At 62.0% G+C, this 21146-nt stretch carries 11 protein-coding genes and 2 pseudogenes; 7 read left to right on the forward strand and 6 right to left on the reverse strand.

Features of this window, described 5'->3' with window-relative positions; all coding sequences use genetic code 11:
* Positions 1-41 precede the first annotated feature (41 nt).
* From IPF85_RS17180 to IPF85_RS17210, 7 genes and pseudogenes are all read left to right on the forward strand, one after another.
* Positions 42-287 (forward strand): hypothetical protein, encoded by a 246-nt coding sequence (locus IPF85_RS17180; RefSeq protein WP_343409292.1) that lies wholly within the window; start codon positions 42-44, stop codon positions 285-287.
* Between the two features lie 241 nt (positions 288-528).
* Positions 529-981 (forward strand): IS200/IS605 family transposase, encoded by a 453-nt coding sequence (gene tnpA, locus IPF85_RS17185; RefSeq protein ID WP_343409293.1) that lies wholly within the window; start codon positions 529-531, stop codon positions 979-981.
* Between the two features lie 432 nt (positions 982-1413).
* Complete coding sequence (locus IPF85_RS17190) at positions 1414-4461, forward strand: DEAD/DEAH box helicase family protein (RefSeq protein ID WP_343409294.1); 3048 nt, start codon at positions 1414-1416, stop codon at positions 4459-4461.
* A gap of 172 nt (positions 4462-4633) precedes the next feature.
* Positions 4634-5086 (forward strand): IS200/IS605 family transposase, encoded by a 453-nt coding sequence (gene tnpA, locus IPF85_RS17195; RefSeq protein ID WP_343409295.1) that lies wholly within the window; start codon positions 4634-4636, stop codon positions 5084-5086.
* A 590-nt stretch (positions 5087-5676) separates the two neighbouring features.
* Positions 5677-8628, forward strand: a pseudogene (locus IPF85_RS17200) (site-specific DNA-methyltransferase).
* A gap of 70 nt (positions 8629-8698) precedes the next feature.
* Positions 8699-10411: pseudogene (locus tag IPF85_RS17205) on the forward strand (AAA family ATPase).
* A gap of 289 nt (positions 10412-10700) precedes the next feature.
* Positions 10701-13634 carry a hypothetical protein gene (locus IPF85_RS17210; RefSeq protein WP_343409296.1) on the forward strand — a complete coding sequence of 978 codons (2934 nt, stop codon included), beginning with the start codon at positions 10701-10703 and terminating at the stop codon, positions 13632-13634.
* Between the two features lie 166 nt (positions 13635-13800).
* On the opposite strand, the gene IPF85_RS17215 is transcribed toward IPF85_RS17210, so the two are convergent.
* The 6 genes from IPF85_RS17215 to IPF85_RS17240 form a co-directional block, all read right to left on the reverse strand.
* Positions 13801-14589: an enoyl-CoA hydratase-related protein gene (locus tag IPF85_RS17215; RefSeq protein WP_343409297.1), complete on the reverse strand. Its 789-nt coding sequence runs from the start codon at positions 14587-14589 to the stop codon at positions 13801-13803.
* Positions 14590-14775: 186 nt separating this feature from the next.
* On the reverse strand, positions 14776-15732 hold the full coding sequence (locus IPF85_RS17220; protein ID WP_343409298.1) for a hypothetical protein: 957 nt from the start codon (positions 15730-15732) through the stop codon (positions 14776-14778).
* Positions 15733-15758: 26 nt separating this feature from the next.
* Positions 15759-16088, reverse strand: coding sequence for an SCP2 sterol-binding domain-containing protein (locus tag IPF85_RS17225; RefSeq protein ID WP_343409299.1), 330 nt, complete (start codon positions 16086-16088; stop codon positions 15759-15761).
* Between the two features lie 68 nt (positions 16089-16156).
* Positions 16157-17341 carry an acetyl-CoA C-acyltransferase gene (locus IPF85_RS17230; protein ID WP_343409336.1) on the reverse strand — a complete coding sequence of 395 codons (1185 nt, stop codon included), beginning with the start codon at positions 17339-17341 and terminating at the stop codon, positions 16157-16159.
* Between the two features lie 31 nt (positions 17342-17372).
* A complete protein-coding gene (locus tag IPF85_RS17235; RefSeq protein ID WP_343409300.1) occupies positions 17373-19802 on the reverse strand; it encodes a 3-hydroxyacyl-CoA dehydrogenase/enoyl-CoA hydratase family protein in 2430 nt (809 codons plus the stop codon).
* Positions 19803-19830: 28 nt separating this feature from the next.
* Positions 19831-21114, reverse strand: a complete 1284-nt coding sequence (locus IPF85_RS17240; RefSeq protein ID WP_343409301.1) for an acyl-CoA dehydrogenase family protein — start codon at positions 21112-21114, stop codon at positions 19831-19833.
* Between the last annotated feature and the right edge of the window lie 32 nt (positions 21115-21146).

The following is a 21146-nucleotide window of genomic DNA, read 5'->3' on the forward strand; positions in this document are numbered from 1 at the left end:
TAATCTGTCATTGGAAATCGTATAGGGTAAGGAGGGTTCTAATGACAGCCCTAAGTGTAGGTGCAACGGCACGGATAGCCGAAGTTCTCGATGTTGCTGAGCGTTTGACCTTGACAGAACGATTGCTCCTGGCGCGCTTTCTGCTCGATAGCGTTTTGACGAAAGAAATCGACGAAGAAGCCGATTGGCGCCACTTGAGCCTGTCAGCGTTCGAAAAGGAATGGGACAACGAGGAAGACGCTGTCTATGATGACTGGAGGGCGATCTATGGCGTTCCAACGCGGTGATAATGTAATGGTAGACTTGGACGGGATTCGCAACCTGGTGTGTGGAACTACAAATGCAACCTAATTGAGCCTGACGCCCCCATGAATCATTCCCCTCCTCGTCCCGTAGGGACGCCTGAATTTAGACGCCCCCATGAATCATTCCCCCCCTCGTCCCGTAGGGACGCCCGAATTTAGACGCCCCCATGAATCATTCCCCCCCCCTCGTCCCGTAGGGACGCCTGAATCGAGAGACCCAAAAATGGCCAACACCTACACATGCCTCTTCTACCACATCGTCTTCAGCACCAAGAATCGCGTGCCCTACATCAGGGCAGAGATCGAGCAACGGGTATGGGAATACATGGGCGGCGTCGCGCGCCATCACGACGTGACCGCCGTGCAGATCGGCGGCATTGACGATCATATTCATGCCTTGACCATGTCGCCTCCCACCATCGCGCCAAGCCAGATCGCACAACACATCAAGGGCGACACCTCCAAATGGATTCACGAGACCTTCCCGGAATTGCGCGCCTTCGCGTGGCAGGAAGGCTACGGCGCCTTCACCGTAAGTAAATCAGGCGTAGCGGCAGTGGTGCGTTACATCCAAAATCAACGCGTCCACCACCAAAAACGAAGCTATCAAGCGGAGTACCTTGAATTACTACGGAGACATGAGATTGAATACGACGAACGCTATTTGTGGGGATAAATTCAACCGTCCCTACGGGACGATGACGCGTTGTGTGTGCGTACGTTGCTAAAGTCAGGTGTCCCTACGGGACACAACGCCCTTTTCCGCCGCGTCCCGTAGTCCCGTAGTCCCGTAGGGACGCCCGAACTTAGCAAATCAAAACCCATCGCGTCGCGTCCCGTAGGGACGCCTGAACTTAGCCATCGCGTCGCGTCCCGTAGGGAACGCATGAATTGCGCATCATGACGAATCTCGCCCCGCGTCTACGGGACGCCCAAATTGAGGATGCTGGTGACGAGCGTTCACCCGGCATCGGAATTCCTGGACGATTTGAGGCCGTGACTGAGTAACTATAGGTGAAACCCATGCAACCTGGTGACCCGCAGGGCAGTGTGCCCCTAACTTTGAACCCATGCTCAAAGGTGGAGAGGGTATTGAGAGGGCAGTGACATGGAAACCCGCTTCTTCGAGCAACCGATTCTGAACTCACCGTATGCCTATCCCGCGCGCCACTGGGAGCTTGACAGCCAAGGTCAGCCGACGCAGCGGATCATCGAGAATCGTCGCCGGGCTGAATTCATCACCCCGGTGCCCAAGCCGAGAAAACGCAAGGGATCGGGCCAGCAGCAGCAGTTCATCTTCGACGAGGGCGCCGGTCTCTCGACTCAACAGCAGCAGTACGATCCCACACCGATCATCAATGCCCTGCGGCAGCGCGTGGACCAGTGGCGCGCGATTCCGAATGCGGCCCATTGGGGCGTGACCCCGGAAACAGCGCGGCTGCTCGAACACTGGCGCCACCATCCTTTCAACAACGCCCGGCCGTTTTTCTGCCAAATCGAGGCGGTCGAGACCGCCATCTGGCTGACCGAAGTGGCGCCTAACGACAGAACCGGCAAGGTTTTTCTGGAGCACCTCGCCAACGCCAACCACGACGCCAACCCGGAGTTGCTACGCCTGGCGCTCAAACTGGCTACGGGCGCGGGCAAGACGACCGTCATGGCGATGATCATCGCCTGGCAGACGGTCAACGCCGTGCGCCGACCCAATAGCAAGAAGTTTACGCGTGGTTTCTTGATCGTGACCCCCGGCCTGACGATCCGCGACCGGCTGCGCGTCCTGCTGCCCAACGATCCGGACAGCTACTACCAGGACCGCGAACTCGTGCCCAACGACATGCTCGGCGACCTTGATCGCGCCAAGATCGTCATCACCAACTACCATGCCTTCCTGCGGCGTGAACGTCTGGAGCTTTCGAGGGGCGGCCGCGCCCTGCTGCAGGGCCGCGGCGCCGCGCTCGATACGCTGGAAACCGAGGGCCAGATGATCCAGCGCGTGATGCCCGACCTGATGGGGATGAAGAACATCCTGGCGCTGAATGACGAGGGGCATCACTGCTACCGCGAGAAGCCAACCCACGAGGACGAGGGGGACCTGGCGGGCGACGACCGCGACGAAGCGCAGAAAAACAACGAGGCGGCCCGCGTCTGGATCTCAGGCCTCGAAGCTGTGAATCGTCAACTTGGCCTCGCCCGGGTCATGGATCTGTCGGCGACTCCCTTCTTCTTGCGCGGCTCAGGTTACGCCGAGGGCACGCTCTTCCCCTGGACCATGAGCGACTTCTCGCTGATGGACGCCATTGAGTGCGGCATCGTCAAGCTGCCGCGCGTGCCTGTAGCCGACAACATCCCCGGTGAGGAGATGCCCCGCTTCCGCAACCTCTGGGAGCACATTCGCACCCGCATGCCCAAGAAGGGCCGCGGCAAGGCCAAGACGCTCGATCCCCTGAGCCTGCCGGTGGAGCTGCAGACCGCGCTCGAAGCGCTCTACGGCCATTATCAGAAGACTTTCGACCTCTGGCAGGAGAACGGCATCCGCGTGCCGCCCTGTTTCATCGTCGTCTGCAACAACACCTCCACCTCCAAGCTGGTTTACGACTACATCTCAGGCTTCCAGCGCGTGAACGAGGACGGTTCCACCACGTTGGAGAACGGCCGCCTGGCGCTGTTTCGCAACTTCGATGAGCACGGCAACCCACTCGCCCGCCCCAACACACTGTTGATTGACAGCGAACAACTCGAATCCGGCGAGGCGCTGGATGACAACTTCCGTGCAATGGCCGCCGACGAGATCGAGCGTTTCCGGCGGGAGATCATCGAGCGCACCGGCGACATCCGCCAGGCAGAAAATCTCACGGATCAGGCCCTGCTGCGCGAGGTGATGAACACCGTGGGCAAGCCGGGGCGGCTCGGCGAGGCGATCCGCTGTGTGGTCTCAGTGTCCATGCTGACTGAAGGGTGGGATGCCAACACGGTGACGCACGTGCTGGGCGTGCGCGCGTTCGGCACCCAGCTCTTGTGCGAGCAGGTGATCGGCCGGGCGCTGCGTCGCCAATCCTATGACCTCAACGAAGACGGACTGTTCGACGCCGAATACGCCGACGTGTTGGGCATCCCGTTCGACTTCACGGCCAAGCCGGTCGTGGCGCCGCCGCAGCCGCCGCGCGAAACGATTCACGTGCAGGCCGTGCGCCCGGATCGCGACGCCCTGGAAATCTGCTTCCCGCGCGTCGTCGGTTACCGCGTCGAGCTGCCCGAAGAGCGGCTGACCGCCCAATTCAACGCCGACTCGGTCCTGGAGCTGACGCCGGATCTCGTCGGCCCCTCGATCACCCGCAACGCCGGCATCATCGGGCAGGAGGTTGACCTGAGCCTGGAGCACCTGAAGGACATGCGGCCCTCGACCCTGCTCTTTCATGTCACCAAGCGCCTGCTCTACACCAAGTGGCGCGACCCCGGCGAAGAACCCAAGCTGCATCTGTTCGGCCAACTCAAGCGCATCACCAAAGAGTGGCTCGACACCTGCCTGGTCTGCAAAGGCGGCACGTATCCGGCCCAACTGATGTACCAGGAGCTGGCCGACATGGCCTGCAAGCGCATCACGGCCGCCATCACACGCGCGTTCCAGGGCGAGCGGCCCATCAAGGCGGTGCTCGATTCGTACAATCCCACCGGCTCCACCCTCCACGTCAATTTCAACACGTCGAAGATGAACCGCTGGCAGACCGACCCCCGGCGCTGCCACGTCAACTGGGTGATTCTCGACAGCGATTGGGAGGCCGAGTTCTGCCGCGTGGCCGAATCGCACCCACGCGTGCGGGCCTACGTCAAGAACCACAACCTGGGCCTGGAAGTGCCCTACCGCTACGGCTCGGAGACACGGCGCTACATCCCGGACTTCATCGTATTGGTGGATGACAGCCGCGGCGACGATGACCTGCTGCACCTGATCGTGGAAATCAAAGGCTACCGCCGCGAGGACGCCAAAGAGAAGAAGTCCACCATGGAGACCTACTGGGCGCCCGGCGTGAATCACCTGGGCGTCTATGGCCGTTGGGCCTTCGCCGAGTTTACCGAGGTCTATCAGATCCAGGCCGACTTCGCGGCCAAGATCGAAAACGAGTTCAACAAGATGCTCGTACCCTTCGCAGTCCCGTAGGGACGCCTGAATGTAGCATCATGTACCACCCCCGTCCCGTAGGGACGCCTGAATGTAGATGGATAGCATTCATGTACCACCCCCGTCCCGTAGGGACGCCTGAATGTAGATGGATAGCATTCATGTACCACCCCCGTCCCGTAGGGACGCCTGAATTTATGGAGAACCAACAATGGCCAACACCTACACATCGCTCTATTATCACATCGTGTTCAGCACCAAGAATCGCGTGCCCTACATCAGGGCAGAGATCGAGCAACGGGTATGGGAATACATGGGCGGCGTGGCGCGCCATCACAACCTGACCGCTCTGCAGATCGGCGGGATTGACGACCACATCCACGCCCTGACCATGGCGCCGCCGACGCTTGCGCCGAGCCAGATCGCGCAATACCTGAAGGGTGACTCGTCCAAGTGGATTCACGAGACCTTCCCAGAGTTACGCGCCTTTGCCTGGCAAGAAGGCTACGGCGCCTTCACGGTCAGCAAGTCCGGGTTGCCGGCGGTGGTGCGTTACATCCAAAATCAACGCGCCCACCACCAAAAGCAAGGTTTTCAAGCGGAGTATCTGGATTTCTTGCAAAGGCACGAGGTTGAATACGATGAACGCTATTTGTGGGGATAATAAATTCAACCGTCCCTACGGGACGATCGCGTATCGCACGACACGAATACCCGGCCATGAATACCCGGCCATGAATGACCGGGCTAAGGTCAGGTGTCCCTACGGGACAAGACGCGCGACCATATCCCGTCCCGTAGGGACGTATGAATTTAGATGACACACCCGCCCGACACCCGTCCCGTAGGGACGTATGAATTTGGACGACGACACACCGGCCCGACATCCGCCCCGTAAGGACGCATGAATTTGGACGACGCCCGCCCGGACGTCCCGAGGACACATGAATTTGGACGACGACGCCCGCCCGGCACGTCCCGTAGGGACACATGAATTTGGACGACGACACACCCGCCCGACACCCGTCCCGTAGGGACGTATGAATTTGGACGACGACACACCGGCCCGACATCCGCCCCGTAAGGACGCATGAATTTGGACGACGACGCCCGCCCGGCACGTCCCGTAAGGACACATGAATTTGGACGACGACGCCCGCCCGGCACGTCCCGTAGGGACACATGAATTTGGACGACGACACACCGGCCCGACACCCGTCCCGTAGGGACGCATGAATTTACGGAGATCACAGGATGGCCCAAATCACCACCGCCAAATCCGTCGAAACCCTCAAGCACGACGAGGCCACGCGCCGCAACATCCCCACGGCCGAATACCAATCGGTGCTGAAGCAGGAGGAGCAATCTCCCCTGCACGTCGCGTACGAGCGCCGCAACCGCGACCTGGACCCGCAGCTCGTCTGGCGCGGCAAGGACATGCGGGATTGGAGCGATCTGGTCGTGCTCGCGCCGCCTCTCTACATCCAGGAGAAGGTCCACCCCAAGGTGCTGGTGGATGACCTGGTGCGGCAGACCGCGCGCAGCCGGACGCAGCCGCCCGCAGCGCAGCTCGACCTCTTCGCCGATTTCAACGGCCTGCCCAGCGAAGAGGCCAAGACCGAGTTCTACCGGCACGACCAGAACTGGTCGAACCGCATGATCCTGGGCGATTCCCTGCAGGTGATGGCCAGCCTGGCCGAGCGCGAGGGGCTGCGCGGCAAGGTGCAGTGCATCTACCTCGACCCGCCCTACGGCATCAAGTTCAACAGCAACTTCCAGTGGAGCACCACCAGCCGCGACGTCAAGGACGGCAACCCGGAGCACATCACCCGCGAGCCGGAGCAGGTCAAAGCCTTCCGCGACACCTGGCGCGACGGCATCCACAGCTACCTCACCTACCTGCGCGACCGGCTCACCGTGGCGCGGGATCTACTCACCGATTCCGGCTCCATCTTCGTGCAGATCGGCGACGAAAATGTCCACCGCATCCGGGCGCTGATGGATGAAGTATTCGGAGAGGATAATCTGATTGCGGTAATCGCTTTCAAGAAGTCGGGTGCGTTTGACACCAATTACTTGCAGTCGAATTATGACCATATCGTGTGGTTTGCGAAGTCCCAAGCGAGTCTCAAATTCCGCTCAGTTCCGGATGTTAAGGAGTTTGGAGAGAAGGATTTGCTTTTCTTCGATACACTTGAGGTAGCACCTTTTGACAGACACCCGATTGCCGGTCTTGGCGTATCTGACCCCACGCAGATTCCGAACCTCGGCGAACCAATCTCAAGAAACCCATTAAACTCGGACGGGTGGGTTGACTCTCTCGGCTACGACTTCGAATACCAGGGGCAAGCTACTCAGTGCCGAAGAACCGACACTGGACTACAACCTTTACTAACATGACGCGTCTTGGTAAAGCGAACCGATTAATCACCAAGGGAAACACGCTTCGATTCGCTCGTTACTGGAAAGACTATGCGACGCAGAAGAGGAACAATGTTTGGCTTGACACGGCTGGCGGAGGTTTTGTAGGTGATGTTCGCATCTATGTCGTTCAGACAGATGCCAAGGTCATTCAGCGCTGCATCCTCATGGCCACCGACCCCGGCGACCTCGTGCTCGACCCGACGTGCGGCTCCGGCACCACCGCCTATGTCGCCGAGCACTGGGGCCGGCGCTGGATCACGATTGATACCTCGCGCGTCGCGCTGGCGTTGGCGCGCGCCCGCATCATGGGCGCGCGCTATGCCTACTACCTGTTGGCCGATTCGCGCGACGGCCAGCTCAAGGAAGCCGAAGTCACCCGCACTGCACCCTCCACGCAGCCGGTGCATGGCAACCTCCGTCACGGCTTCGTCTACGAGCGCGTGCCGCACATCACCCTCAAATCCATCGCCAACAACGCCGAGATTGACGTGATCTGGGAGAAGTGGCAGGAGACCCTGGAGTCGCTGCGCGAGAAACTCAACGCCAGTCTGGGCAAGGCCTGGCAGGAGTGGGAGGTTCCCCGCGCGGCCGAAGACCCCTGGCCCGCGGCGACCGCGCAGCTTTTCGACAGACTCAAGGCCGAGCAGGCCCGCGGCGACGAAGGCAACGCCCGCAAGATGGCGGAGTGGCTGCAAGCGATCAACCACAGCCTGGGCCGCAGCTACACCCTGGCCGACCTGCCGGAGCGCGCCGCCGACCCGTGGCCCGCGCCGGACCAACAGATCCACGCCGATTGGTGGCAGGCGCGCAGCGCGCGCCAGCGGGAGATTGACGCCTCCATCGCGGCCAAAGCCGAGTTCGAATTCCTCTACGACAAGCCCTACGAGGACAAGAAGCGGGTGCGCGTGGCCGGGCCGTTCACGGTCGAGAGCCTCTCGCCGCACCGCGTGCTGGGCGTGGACGAGGACGACGAGCTGATTGATACGCTCAAGGAGGGCGGCGCGGCCGAAGGCCAGGACTTCGCCTCGATGATCCTGGAGAATCTCAAGATCGCCGGCGTGCAGCAGGCGCACAAGGACGACCGGATCGTCTTTACCAGCCTCACCGCGTGGCCGGGATATTACCTGTGCGCCGAGGGCCGCTACCTGGAGGGTGAGACGGAGAAGCGCGCGGGCATTTTCATCGGCCCGGAATTCGGCACCGTGAACAAGCCCGACCTGGTGGCCGCGGCCAAGGAGTGCGGTGAGGCGGGATTCGACGTGCTCATCGCCTGCGCGTTCAACTACGAGGCGCACACCACGGAGTTCAGCAAGCTCGGCCGCATCCCCGTGCTCAAGGCGCGCATGAACGCCGACCTGCACATGGCCGGCGAGCTCAAGAACACCGGCAAGGGCAATCTCTTCGTCATCTTCGGCGAGCCGGATATCACGTTGCTGCCCGCTGAAAGGCGGCCAGGTGCGTGTCAAGATCAACGGCGTGGACGTCTTCCATCCCAACACCGGCGAGGTGCGCAGCGACGGCCCCGAAGGCATCGCCTGCTGGTTCATTGACACCGACTACAACGAAGAAAGCTTCTTCGTGCGCCACGTCTACTTCCTGGGCGCCAACGATCCCTACAGCGCGCTCAAGACCACCCTGAAGGCCGAGATCAACGAAGAGGCCTGGGCCACCCTCAACAGCGACACCTCCCGGCCCTTCGCCAAACCAACCTCGGGCCGCATCGCAGTGAAGGTCATCAATCACCTGGGCGATGAGGTGATGAAGGTGTTCAAGGTGAGCTGATGTACAATGCCAACTCTTTGGCGGTATCGAAAATCATGGCGCCGCAGATCGGAAATGAAAGGACGCACAGATGATCACCAGGTTGACGCTTCACAATTTCAAGAGCATCGGTACACAGACTTACGAGTTCACTCAGTTCGATCTTCTGGTTGGGCGCAATAATAGCGGAAAGAGCACAGTGCTCCAAGCACTGGCCATCTGGCAGTTCTGCGTGGACGAATTTCATCGCTCAAAGCGCACCGGCTCCAAGGGGATTCAGGTCGTGTTGCCTAACTTCACCGCGCTACCGGTGCCGGAGTTCAACCTGTTGTGGAAGGACAAAACCGATCGGCACTGGCCCCTGGTCAATGGCGCCAAGAAGCAGGAATACATCCTGATCGGGATTCGTGTCGAATGGCGGCGGGCGACCGGCGAGACCGATTCGTTTGGTGTGCAATTACGCTATCACTCGCCACAGGCGATCTACGCGATTCCTGGCGATGGTTGGGCGAAATTCCGTACGCTTGAGCAGCAGGGCGATCTGCCGACAATCGCCTATGTGCCGCCATTTTCTGGCCTGGAGACTGCGGAGAAGCGGGTGGACATTGCTCCTTTTCGCCAACAGGTAGGCAAAGGCCAACCTGGCAGTGTGCTCCGCAATTTGCTCCTGGGTGTGCCCCGCCTCCGGGGGAGGACGGGGCGGGCTGCCAAAGGCTATACACCGCCTGCGGACTGGCAAGAGGTGGCTGACGTTATCAAGCGTTGGTTCTCTGTCACGATTCATGAGCCACAATACGACTTAGTCAAGGATGTCAACATCACCGTCCAGTACCAACAAAACGGCAAGGACTACGACATCATCGCCCAGGGCAGCGGCTTCCATCAGACCTTGACATTGTTGGCGTTTCTGTACGGCTACCATCCGACAACTATCCTGCTCGACGAACCGGATGCTCACCTGCACGTCAATCTACAACGCGAGATTCTGGATTACTTCAAGCGGAAATCTCTTGAGCGCAACATTCAGTTCTTGATCGCCACACACGCAGAGGAGTTCGTACGTGGTGTAGACCCCAGCCAGATCGTTTCCCTGCTAAATCAAGTGCCCACCCGTCCTCAATCCGCGCCGAATGTGCTGCGGGCAATGGCGGAAGTGTCCAATGAAGAGATCATGCGCCTGATGACATCGCCTTACATTCTCTATGTTGAAGGAGAAAGCGATGAGCGCATTCTGCGCGCGTGGGCATCGCAATGTGGCGCGCAGGATGCTGTGGGAAAAGTCTGTTTCAAAGCGATGAGTGGTGGCAGCAAGAAGGACATGAAAGTCAAGGCGGACGAGCATTTCGCCGCACTGCAGCAGATCATTCCAGGGGTTGCAAGGCTGATGCTCTTCGACTATGACAGCAGCGAGAATGCTTTCCACCCTGATCCGAACAACCCCGCGTTGGCTGAGTGGAAGCGCAAGAACATCGAGAACTACCTGTTGGTTTGATGCCGGAGCGCCGCACTGAAGCAACTGAATATCGGTGAGGGTGAGCTCTTTGCGCTGCCGGTGCTGGGCATCATTGATGAATTCTTTACCGGGCAGAACCTGACCTTGCCACCAGGTAGGAACTGGCGCAGTATCACTGCAAACGTGTTTAGCGTGGTAGATGGTAAGCGCATGTTGTTCGAGAACGACGATTCGCTGTTTCACCAGTTAAGAAATGCTAAGCCGCAGTTAAGCGCAATCGACCGCCGACGAAACCACGAGGATGCAAGGTTCTTCAGCAAACTAGTTGCACTGACCAAACCTGTGGGGTGAGCGCCTGAAACTGGGTGGGATGGCACTACCCCCTATGTGGCCTGCACACGGGCGCGCGATCACCTGTTGGTGACGAGCGTCTACCCGGCATCGGAATTTCTGGACGATTTGAGAGTATAGCCGGATGGTAGTGGCTGCCGGCTACGGGCCTGGCTAATGTCCGCTGTTAGGAAATGGGCTGAAACCCAGATCCTCTCCAAGCCGGTCGTCAAGAAGGTGCTGCCGCCGTCGTCATAGGACGATAGCCTGCCCGCTCTCATTTTCATCAAACACGACGAGGGAGGTTCTCATGTCAACGTGGCGGATTGAAATTCATCGGTCGGTGGTGTGCTCCCTTGCGCTACTCCTCCTTGTGCTCCTGATTCCGCCCTTGTCCATCCAGGCCGCCGCGCAGACGCCCGTTGATGGCTGGACCGTGCTGGAAGTGATGCCGCCCGGCCCGCCGACTCAACCCAATCTCCTGCTGAATTCTGGCCTGGAGAGCGGCAGCGCCACCAGCGCCGATCATTGGGCGCCGTATGGGCAGGGCTACGCCGTGGATGCGGTCGTCGCGCACAGCGGCAGTCGCTCCATCCGCCTGACCAACGCCAGCGCCGGCGATGAACGCGGCGCGTCGCAGGTCGTGCAGCTCAACCAGGCCGTCGCGCAGCCGCTCTACTTTGGCGGCTGGAGTCGCGCCGCCAACCTCACCGGCCAGCCCGGCTACGCCTACTCGATCTACCTAGACATCCAGTACACCGACAACACCTGGCTCTGGGGCCAGGTGGTCACCTTTGCCACCGGCACGCACGACTGGGAATACCAGGAAAGCTACGTCCTGCCGGCCAAACCGATCAAGACCGTCTATTTCTACCTCCTGCTGCGCTGGGAATACACCGGCTCCGTTTGGTTCGACGACCTGACCCTGCAAACGCTGCCCGGCGAACTGGCCGTCTTCGATGACGTGCTCGTCGCCGCGCCGCCCACACCGCCCGACCTCAGCGGCCAGCCGCTCCTGAACCTGAGCACCGGCGATGGCCTCGACCTGTCGCTCACCCAAGCCGGCGGCGCGGTCGCGGCCCTCACCCTGGATGGCGCGCCGCTCGTCCCGACCGGCCGCGCCTACACCGGCGGCTTCTTCGTGCGCGATGTTGCCAACGGTTCTGACTTTGTCCACTTCGGCGGCGCGGTCAGCCAGGCGGGCGGCGCCTTACAGCAGACGGCCAGCCTGCCTGCCCTGGGCCTGACCCTGACCGCCACGCTGACTGTGCAAAACGGCCACCTGGACATCAGCGGCGACCTGGGCGATACCAGCGGCCTGGATCGCGCCGTCACCCTCTACTTTGCCCTGCCCTTCGACGCCAGCGGCTGGACGTGGGGCGATTCCCTGCGCAGCGGCCGGCCCATTGCCGGCGCGGCCGAATTCCGCAACACCACGTCCGACGGCTGGAGCGACGGCCCCGTCAGCCGCACCCCCTGGTCGGCCGTCACCGCGCCTGGTTCATCCGCGGCCGGCCTGAGCCTGGCCTTTCCTCTCGACGCGCCGCGCCAGGTGCGCCTGGTGCAGGGTCCGGTCACCCGCCAGTTCTACCTCGCCTTCGACCTGGGATTATCGTCAGCCGCCAGCCTCAATCCGAGCCGCGCCTCTTTCCGCTTCTTGATCTACCGCCACAGCGTGAGCGCCGGCGTCAACGGCATGCGCGCGGCCGCGCAGCGTTACTACGACGCCCTGCCCGCCCTGTTCACGCGGCGCACGCCGCCGGGCGGCGAGGGCATCTGGGTCGCCTTTTCCGATCTCGACGCCATCCCCAACCTGCAAGATTTCCACATCGTCTATCACGAGGGCGACCTGACGCAGGTGCCGTTCGACGACGGCGCGGGCGTCAGCACCCTGCGCTACGTCTCGGAGCCGTGGTCGTACTGGATGGCGATCAGCGATCCGAACGTCAACAACACCGATTACAACCAGGTGTTGGCCTATCTGCAGAATCAGTATGTCAATGGCAGTGGTTGGGAACAGCAAATGGCCGAGGCGACCCTCAGCGCGGGCAGTTTCGACGAGGCCGGCCGCTATCGCTACGAGGCCACGGCCGCGCCCTGGTGCAACAACGGCGGCAACTGCGCGGTCTTCACCGTCAACCCCGACCCGGAGGTCAGCGTGGCGCCGTACACGCGCAACAAAGCGCAGATGGATTGGAATTCTTCGGTGTGGGGCGCGTACAGCACCGTGCCCGGGCTGGACGGCGAGTACATTGACAGCTTCCTATCGCAAGCGCCCGTCTACAACTTCCGCCGGGAACACTTCGCCGCGGCCGCCGAGCCGCTGACGTTCGACCCGGCCAGTCATGCCCTGGCGATTCCGGAGGTGTTTTCGGTCTACGAGTTTGCGCGCTGGCTCAGCCAGGATGTGCATGCCCGCGGCAAGCTGATGATGGCGAACGCGATGTTCCTGGGGCTGCCGTGGGGCGGCGATCTCTTCGACTTCAACGGTTCAGAGGTCAACTGGTACGAGAGCGGGCAGTTCACCCCGCCCAGCGATGACCGGCTGCTCTACCTGCGCACCCTGTCCTACCAGAAGCCGTATGGCACGCTGATGAACATGAACTTCAATCAACTGACCTACAACCGCGTGGAGACCTACTTCCAGATCAGCCTCTTCTATGGCATTTTCCCCAGCATGTTCAGCGCCGACGCGTCCGGCAACCGCTACTGGGATCAGCCCGCGCTCTACAACCGCGACCGGCCGCTGTTCATCAAGTACATTCCGCTCATCCAGGCCATCAGCCAGGCCGGCTGGCAGCCGCTGACCAGTGCGCAGAGCAGCAGCGCCAGCGTCTACCTGGAGCGCTACGGCGCGGGCGTTGGCCTCTACCTGGCCGGCCGCAACATGACTGCCGGCACCGTGGCTCCCACGCTGACCATCTTCAGCGCCGGCGCAGGGCTGCCCGCCAACGGCGCGTTCAGCGTGCGGGAGCTGATCGCCGGCACGCGGCAGCGCGTGGACGCCAGCGGCGGTCAACTCACCTGGACGCCCACCCTGCCGGCCGCCGGCGTCGCCCTCTTTCGCCTTTGTCCGCTCGGCGATGTGGACGACACCTGCGCCGTAGATGTAGTGGATGTGCAGGCCGTCGCCAGCTTCTTCGGTCAGACCGTCCCGCCCGCGCCCCTCGCCTACGATTTCGATCAGGATGGCACCGTTGACCTGGACGATGTGATGTTAGCGGCCGGGCAGTGGGGCTGGTGAAAATATTCTCTCACGAATCGTAACTGCTCACCCTGCAGGCCGATTTGGACAGGATGAACAGGATGTACAGGATTCTTGCTCTGTGGTGTGCAAAACTATCGGCACGAGAGTTCGAATATCCTGTCAATCCTGTGAATCCTGTCTGAATTCCAGGCAGACCCAGCAGTTACCACGAATCGCTAAATTGGGGCGGCCGCTTCTCCACGAACGCGCTGAAGCCCTCCCGCGCATCGCTGCTGCCCAACAGCGCCACCATCTCGTCCACTTCCAGCTTGAGACCGTCGGCCAGCGGCATTTTCAGCCCTTCGCAGATGGCCTTGACGCTGGCCCGGATCGCCAGGCCGCCTTTGGATGCAATTTTGACCGCCAGCGCCAGCGCCTCGTCCAGCACCTTGCCCGGTTCCACCACCTTGTTGACCAAGCCCAGCCGCTGCGCCTCGGCCGCGTCCAGCAGATCGCCCGTCAGGATGATCTCCATCGCCCTGGCTACGCCGATCTGCCGCGTCAGGCGCTGCGTGCCGCCCCAGCCGGGGATGATACCCAGGTTGATCTCCGGCTGGCCCAGCCGCGCCGCGCTGCTGACGATGCGCATGTGACAGGAGAGGAAAAGCTCCATCCCGCCGCCCAGACACACGCCGTTGACGGCCGCGATGACCGGCTTGCGGCTGGCTTCGATCATGGCAAAGGTCGCCTGCCCGAATTCGATCATCGCCCGACCCTGCCCCTGCGCGCCGGCCGCGGCCAGCTCCTTGATGTCCGCGCCGGCCACGAAAAAGCGCGGCCCCGCGCCGGTGATGATGATGACCTTTACCGCCGCATCCTCATGCACCTCCCAAAACGCCGCGTTCAAATCGCTCATCGTCTGCCCATTGAACGCATTCGCCGGCGGATGGTCAATCGTCAAAATCGCAATTCGCTCATGGATGTCTGTTTTTACAAATTGTCGCTCTGTCATGCACATTTCCCTTCTTTACAAACGCTGCTGAATGCTCCGAGATCAGAGATCAGAGACCAGAGATCACCACTTGCCACTCCTCACTTCGTGCCTTCGTGCCTTCGTGCCTTCGTGCCTTCGTGCCTTCGTGCCTTCGTGCCTTTCGCGCCTTCGTGCCTTCGTCGCGCTCCAAACGCCCTCACTCCCCTACCTCCACGCCGGCCAGCGATCATCCCCCGGTCGTTTGACCACCACGCGCGGGGCGCGATCGCCGTCCACCTCCAGCGCGTAGAGATCATAATCGCCCAGGCTGTCGGGCTGCGCGGTGTACACCAGCCAGGCCCCGTCGGGCGACCAGGCCGGCAGTTCATCCGGGAAGCTGTTGCGCGTCAACCGGTACTGCTCGTGCCCGTTCGCGGCCATCACGTACAGCTCGAACTCCCCATCGTCCCGATCCGACATGAACGCGATGCGCCCACCGTCAGGACTCCACGCCGGCTCGATATTGCGCGCCCGGATCGTGGTCAGCGGCCGGGCTTCGCCGCCCTCCGCGTCAACGACAAAGATGTTGGCGTACGGTTCGCCGCTGGCGAAGCGATGAAATACAATCTGTCTGCCATCCGGCGACCAGTCTGGCCCGCCTTCGTCCTGGGCCGCCGCGGCGTTGCCGGTCAACAGGCCGCGCAATCCACTCCCATCGCGGTTGATGACAAAGATCGTGCGGCTGCCCGTGCGGTCCGACACGAAGGCCAGGCGGGCGCCGTCGGGACTCCAGGTTGGTTCGCTGTCTGACTGATCGAGGCTGGCGCCTGAATCAATGGCCTGCGGCTCGGCAAGAGCGTCTGTGACCTCCAGCAGATAAAGCGCCGCGCCGCTCTGGCGAAAACCCTGCACCGCCAGCCGCCTGTGCTCAGGCGACCAGGCTGGCGCGCCTTCCAGCAGGTCGGTCGTGGCCGTGAGTTGACGCGGCGCGGCGCCGGCATCCTCCAGCAGCCAGATGTCATAGTTTTGACCGGTGCTCGCCATCCAGGCGATGGCGCCCAACCCGTCGGGTAGTGCCTTGGCGCAAGCCGTGAGGAAGAGGGCGGAAGAAGCGACCAGCAGAAGAACGAGCAGACGCGAGAGGCGCCGCGTCCACAACCGGCCCAAACGTGCAGGGTCCATGAAAGCGGCGCCTCCTTTAGAAATTGTTACCTGCCCATCTTGAACATCGTGAACAGCCGCGTGGCCAGCATGATGTCACCATCGAGCTGCAGCTTGCCGCTCATGAACGCGCTCATGCCGTTCAGGCGACCGGCGATCATATCCACATAGTCCTGGCTGTCCATCGTCAGCGTCAACGTCGGGTTCTCCAGCAGGCCCTCATTCACCGTACACGCGCCATCCGCGATGTGAATGCCCCAATCGCTGGCGCCCTCACCGGTCAGGTGATACTGAATGGTCGCCTCAACCCCCTCAGCGGCCTCCGGAATGAATGCCGTCGGCATCGAAGCCATCATGCCACGTAGTTTTTCTTCCATGGTTGTTTTTCCCTCGTTTTCGTATTTCGACTCACGTCGTGACCGCTCACTGGGAGCGGCTCGCTATCTTACTGAAGATTCTCGAAAATGCCGGCTGCGCCCATGCCGCCGCCGATGCACATCGTCACCATGCCATAGCGGCTGCCGCGGCGCTGCATCTCGTGGATGATCTGCACCGTCAGCTTGGCGCCACTGCAGCCCAACGGATGCCCCAGCGCAATCGCACCGCCGTTGACATTGACCTTGTTCTCGTCAATGCCCAGCTCCCGCACCACTGCCAGCGACTGCGCGGCAAAGGCTTCGTTCAGTTCGATGAGATCCATGTCCTCCAGGTTGAGTCCGGTCAACTTCAGCACCTTGGGAATGGCCGCGATGGGACCGATGCCCATCACCTCCGGCGGCACGCCGCCCACTGCAAAGCCCACAAAGCGCACCAGCGGCTTCAGGCCCAGGCGCTCCGCCTCCTCCCGTTCCATCACCAGCACCACCGCCGCGCCGTCGCTCGTCTGGCTGGAGTTGCCCGCCGTCACCGTCCCCTTGACATGGAAAACCGGCCTGAGCTTGGCCAACGCCTCCAACGTGCTGTCGCCGCGCGGCCCCTCATCCGTGTCGAAAACAAAGCTGCGTGTCAGGCGCTTGCACGTTCCCATCTCGACCTCGACGATCTCGACCGGCACCGGCGTGATTTCATCCCTGAACCTGCCGCCCTGAATCGCGGCCGTCGCCCGTTGATGCGAGCGCAGAGCGAACGCGTCCTGATCCGCGCGCGTGATCTTGAACTGGCGCGCCACGTTTTCCGCGGTAATGCCCATGCTGGTGTAGGCCGCGGGATGATTGCTCGCCAGCCACGGGTTCGCCATGAACTTGTTGCTGCTCATCGGCACCATGCTCATGCTCTCCACGCCGCCGGCCAGAATGGCCTTGCCCATACCGGTCATAATCTGCTGACTGGCGAGGGCAATGGTCTGCAAACCCGACGAGCAGAAGCGGTTGACGGTCTGTCCGGCCACATCGTGCGGCAGTCCGGCCCGCATCGCCGCGATGCGCGCCACGTTCATGCCCTGCTCGGCTTCTGGCATCGCGCAGCCCAGGATCACATCCTCAATCTGCGACGCTTCGACGGCCGGCGCCTGTCTCAGCACGTCCTGGATCACCCGCGCGGCCAGGTCGTCCGGTCGCGTGGTGCGTAGCGACCCTTTGCCCGATTTTCCCACTGCCGTGCGCGCGGCCGCCACAATGACTGCTTCTTTCATCATCATCATCATTCTATTCCCCTCGTTCGGCCTAGTTGCGCAGCGGCTTGCCCGTCTGCAACATATGGAAAATGCGCTCCAGCGTCTTCGGTTCACCCAACAGGGACAAGAACGCTTCACGTTCCAGGTCCAGGAAGTATTTCTCATCCACCCACTGCGGCTGGCTGATGTCGCCGCCGCACAGGACATAGGCCAACTTGCGCCCCACATGCGCATCGTACGCGCTGATGAAACCGCCCTCCTGCATCAGGTGGATGCCGATCATCAGGTTAGCCAGCGCGTCGCGCCCTGCCGCATAGCAGTTGCGCACGGGATGGTCCGCCTTGTAACCGGCCGACGCCATCGCCAGCACTTCGCGCTTGGCTTCGGCCAGCAGATAATCCTTGTTCATCACCACCACATCGTCCGGGCTGAGGAAGCCAATGCTGCGCGCTTCTTCGGCGCTCGTGCTCACGCGCGCCTGCCCAATGGTCATGAACGCGTTCTGCAGCCAGGGGCCGGGGAACGGATTGTCAACCTTCATGTGTGGCGATACCAGTCGTCGCACGATCTCTTTGCAGCCGCCGCCGGCCGGGACCAGGCCCACACCCACTTCCACCAGGCCCATGTAGGTCTCGGCCGCGGCCACCACGCGGTCGCCGGCCATGGCGACTTCCGCGCCGCCGCCCAACGCCAGCCCAAAAGGCACCGTCACCACCGGCTTGTTGGCTCGGCGTATTCGTTGCAGCGTCTCTTGCAGCCGGCTGACGGCCAGCTCCAGTTGCCCCCACTGCTTCATCTGCGCGCCCATGCCGATCGCGGCCAGGTTGGCGCCCACACAGAACTGCTCGCCCTGGTTGCCGATCACCATGCCTTCATAGTCGGTGCGCAGGCGGTCCATGCCCAGCTCGATCATCTTGGTGACGTCGTCGTCCAGCGCATTCATCTTGGAGTGAAACTCCACCAGCAGCACCCCGTCGCCCATGTCCAGCAGACTGGCGCTTGGGTTGCGCTCGATCAGGCGGTGATGCCGGCGCTCCTTCCACATCGCCAGCGAAACCAGGTTCTCGTCCAGGTCATCCGCCTCGAACTGGCGCCGCAGGGGCCGATAGTGGAACAGATAGTCGCCCTCGCGTGAGTAGAAGTGACGATGCCCGCGCGCCACCATCTGCTTGACCCATGGCGCCACCTTCAGCCCGTCCGCCTCCATGCGCTTGACGGTCTCTGGCACCCCCAGGGCGTCCCAAATCTCGAATGGCCCCAGTTCCCAGTTGAAACCCCAGCGCAGCGCCTGGTCCACCGCTTCTACCGTCTCGCTGATCTCCGGCACCTGGTTGGCCGCGTAGGCCAACGTGCGGCTGAGAACGAACCAGATGAGCTGGCCGGCGCGGTCGTCCGCCGCGGCCAGGGCGCGCAGGCGTTCCGCCAGCGGTTTCGAGCGCTGTTCGCCCACACTCTTCCAGCGCGGCTTCTGCGGCTGCAGGTACTCGAAGGTTGCCGGATCGAGGTGCCAGAACTCCTTCACGCCCCCCGCGCCCGTCACCTGCTTGTAGAAGCCCTGGTTGGTCTTGTTGCCCAGCCAGTTGCGGCTCAACATCCCCTCGAACAGCGTCACCAGGCGCGGCGAAGCCAGCACCTCTCGCTCCGGATCGTCCGGCAGCAGCCCGTATAAATTCTTGCTCACATAATAGGCCACATCAATGCCGGCCAGGTCCGCCAGGCGAAACGTCCCCATCTTCGGCCGGCCGATCAGTTCACCCGTCAGCGCGTCCACTTCTTCCACCGTGTAGCCGTTGGCCAGCCCGTAGTCAATGGTGTAGGACGCCGCGATCTGCCCGATGCGGTTGGCAATGAAGTTGGGCGTGTCTTTGCACACCACCACCCCTTTGCCCAGGGTGCGCGCGCAAAAGTGCGTGATGAACTCCACCGCGCCGGGCAGGGAATCGGGCGTCGGAATCACTTCGATCAGTTTCATGTAGCGCGGCGGATTGAAGAAGTGCGTGCCCATGAAGTGCTGGCGGAAGTCCAGGCTGCACCCTTCGGCAATGGCATGGATGGGCAAGCCAGAGGTGTTGCTGGTCACCAGGCTGCCGGCGCGATTGTCCTCGCCCGGCTTACGGCGCACGGCATCGATGCGCGCCATCAAGGCCCGCTTCATCTCCAGCTTTTCTACGATCACCTCGATGATCCAGTCGGCCGTGGAGACCGCGGCCTCGAAGTCATCTTCCAGGTTGCCCAACTTGATCAGGTTGGCGGTTTCAGACGAAAACAGGTTATCGGGTTTTGTTTTCACCAGGCGGTCGAAGCCGGCCTGCACAATCCGGTTACGTGCTTTGGGGTTGGTCATCTCCGCCGGCTTCAGGTCCGGCGGCACAATGTCCAACAGCGTGACAGGAATGCCCGCGTTCGCCAGGTGGCCGGCGATGGCGGCGCCCATGGTGCCGGCGCCAATGACGACCGCGCGGTTGATTTCATAAGACATGCGTCAATCTCTCCTCTGCGCGCCTGCGCTACTTCAGTTCGCGCCGCGTGTAGCCCAGGATGCGCCGCGCCACAATCAGCGTGTTGATCTGGCCCGTGCCTTCGAAGATGTCGTTGATCTTCGCGTCGCGCATCCACTTTTCCACCAGGAACTCGTGCGAATAGCCCAGCGGCCCCAACAGTTCCACCGCCTTCTGCGTCACCCGCGTCACCACCAGGCCGGCCTTGGCCTTGGCCATCGCCGCTTCCAGGCTGTTCGACTGCCCCTGATCCATGTACGCGGCTGAGCGCACCGTCAGCAGCCAACCGGCCTGAATGTCCATTTCCATTTCCAGTAGGTCGCGCTGCACACTGGTGAGCTTGTACTTCGGCACGCCATAGGGCATGCTGATGCCCTCTTTCTTCAGGGTGTCGCGGGTAAACTCGAACGCCGCGCGCGCAATGCCGATCGCACTGGCGGCCACCCAGGGCCGTGACGAATCGAAAGTCTTCATGGCGCCCTTGAAGCCCTTGTCCTGCCCGTTGCCGTTGCCCTCGCCTGCTTTGGGCGCGTCCAGCGCCCCCAGGATGTTGTCATACGGGATGCGGCAGTCTTCGAAGACCAGGCTGACGGTGTCGCTGGCGCGGATGCCCAACTTGCGCTCTTTCTTCGCCACCGTCATGCCGGGCGTCCCGGCTTCCACCACGAACGGCTTCATCGTCGCGCGCCCGGCCGTTCGCTCGGCCGTTGCCCAAACCACCACCAGGCCGTTGCTCTCCTGGGTCGCCAGCGCGCCGCTCGTGCAATAGATCTTCTCGCCGTTGAGCACCCACTCGTGGGTGGCCTCGTCCAGCCGCGCGGTCGTCCGAATGTTCGAAGTGTCCGAGCCGGCGTGTGGCTCGGTCATGGCCATGGCGCCCCATTTGGGCGCGCCTTCGGTGAAACGGCGCAAGAAGCGTTCTTTCTGCTCCGGCGTGCCCACCGCGTTGATCGCCGCGCCGCCCAGCGCGCTCGACGGCGTACACAGGTAGATGCCGGCATCGCCCCAGGACAGCGCCTCGATCATGTGAATCATCCTGACATTGTTGGTTGTGGCCTTCTTGGGCTTGTCTTCGGCCTTTGGCTGGCTGTCGCCGTTCTTGGCCGGGCGCGGCAAATAGCTGCGCTCGATTTGCTGCATGAACGGCCAGATGAACTGGATGTATTCGATCGGTCGCTCATGCTCATGTTCATCGAAGTAGCGCGACAAGCGACGCATGACTTGCTCGGCCGCCATCTGAGCCAACTTCGTCTGTTGGGCCACCTCTACTGGAACTGAGAATTCAATTGGCATTGGAGTCCTCCGTATCGTACTTGACGTGGGGT

The organism is Candidatus Amarolinea dominans (genome assembly GCF_016704685.1).
GTDB lineage: Bacteria > Chloroflexota > Anaerolineae > SSC4 > Amarolineaceae > Amarolinea > Amarolinea dominans.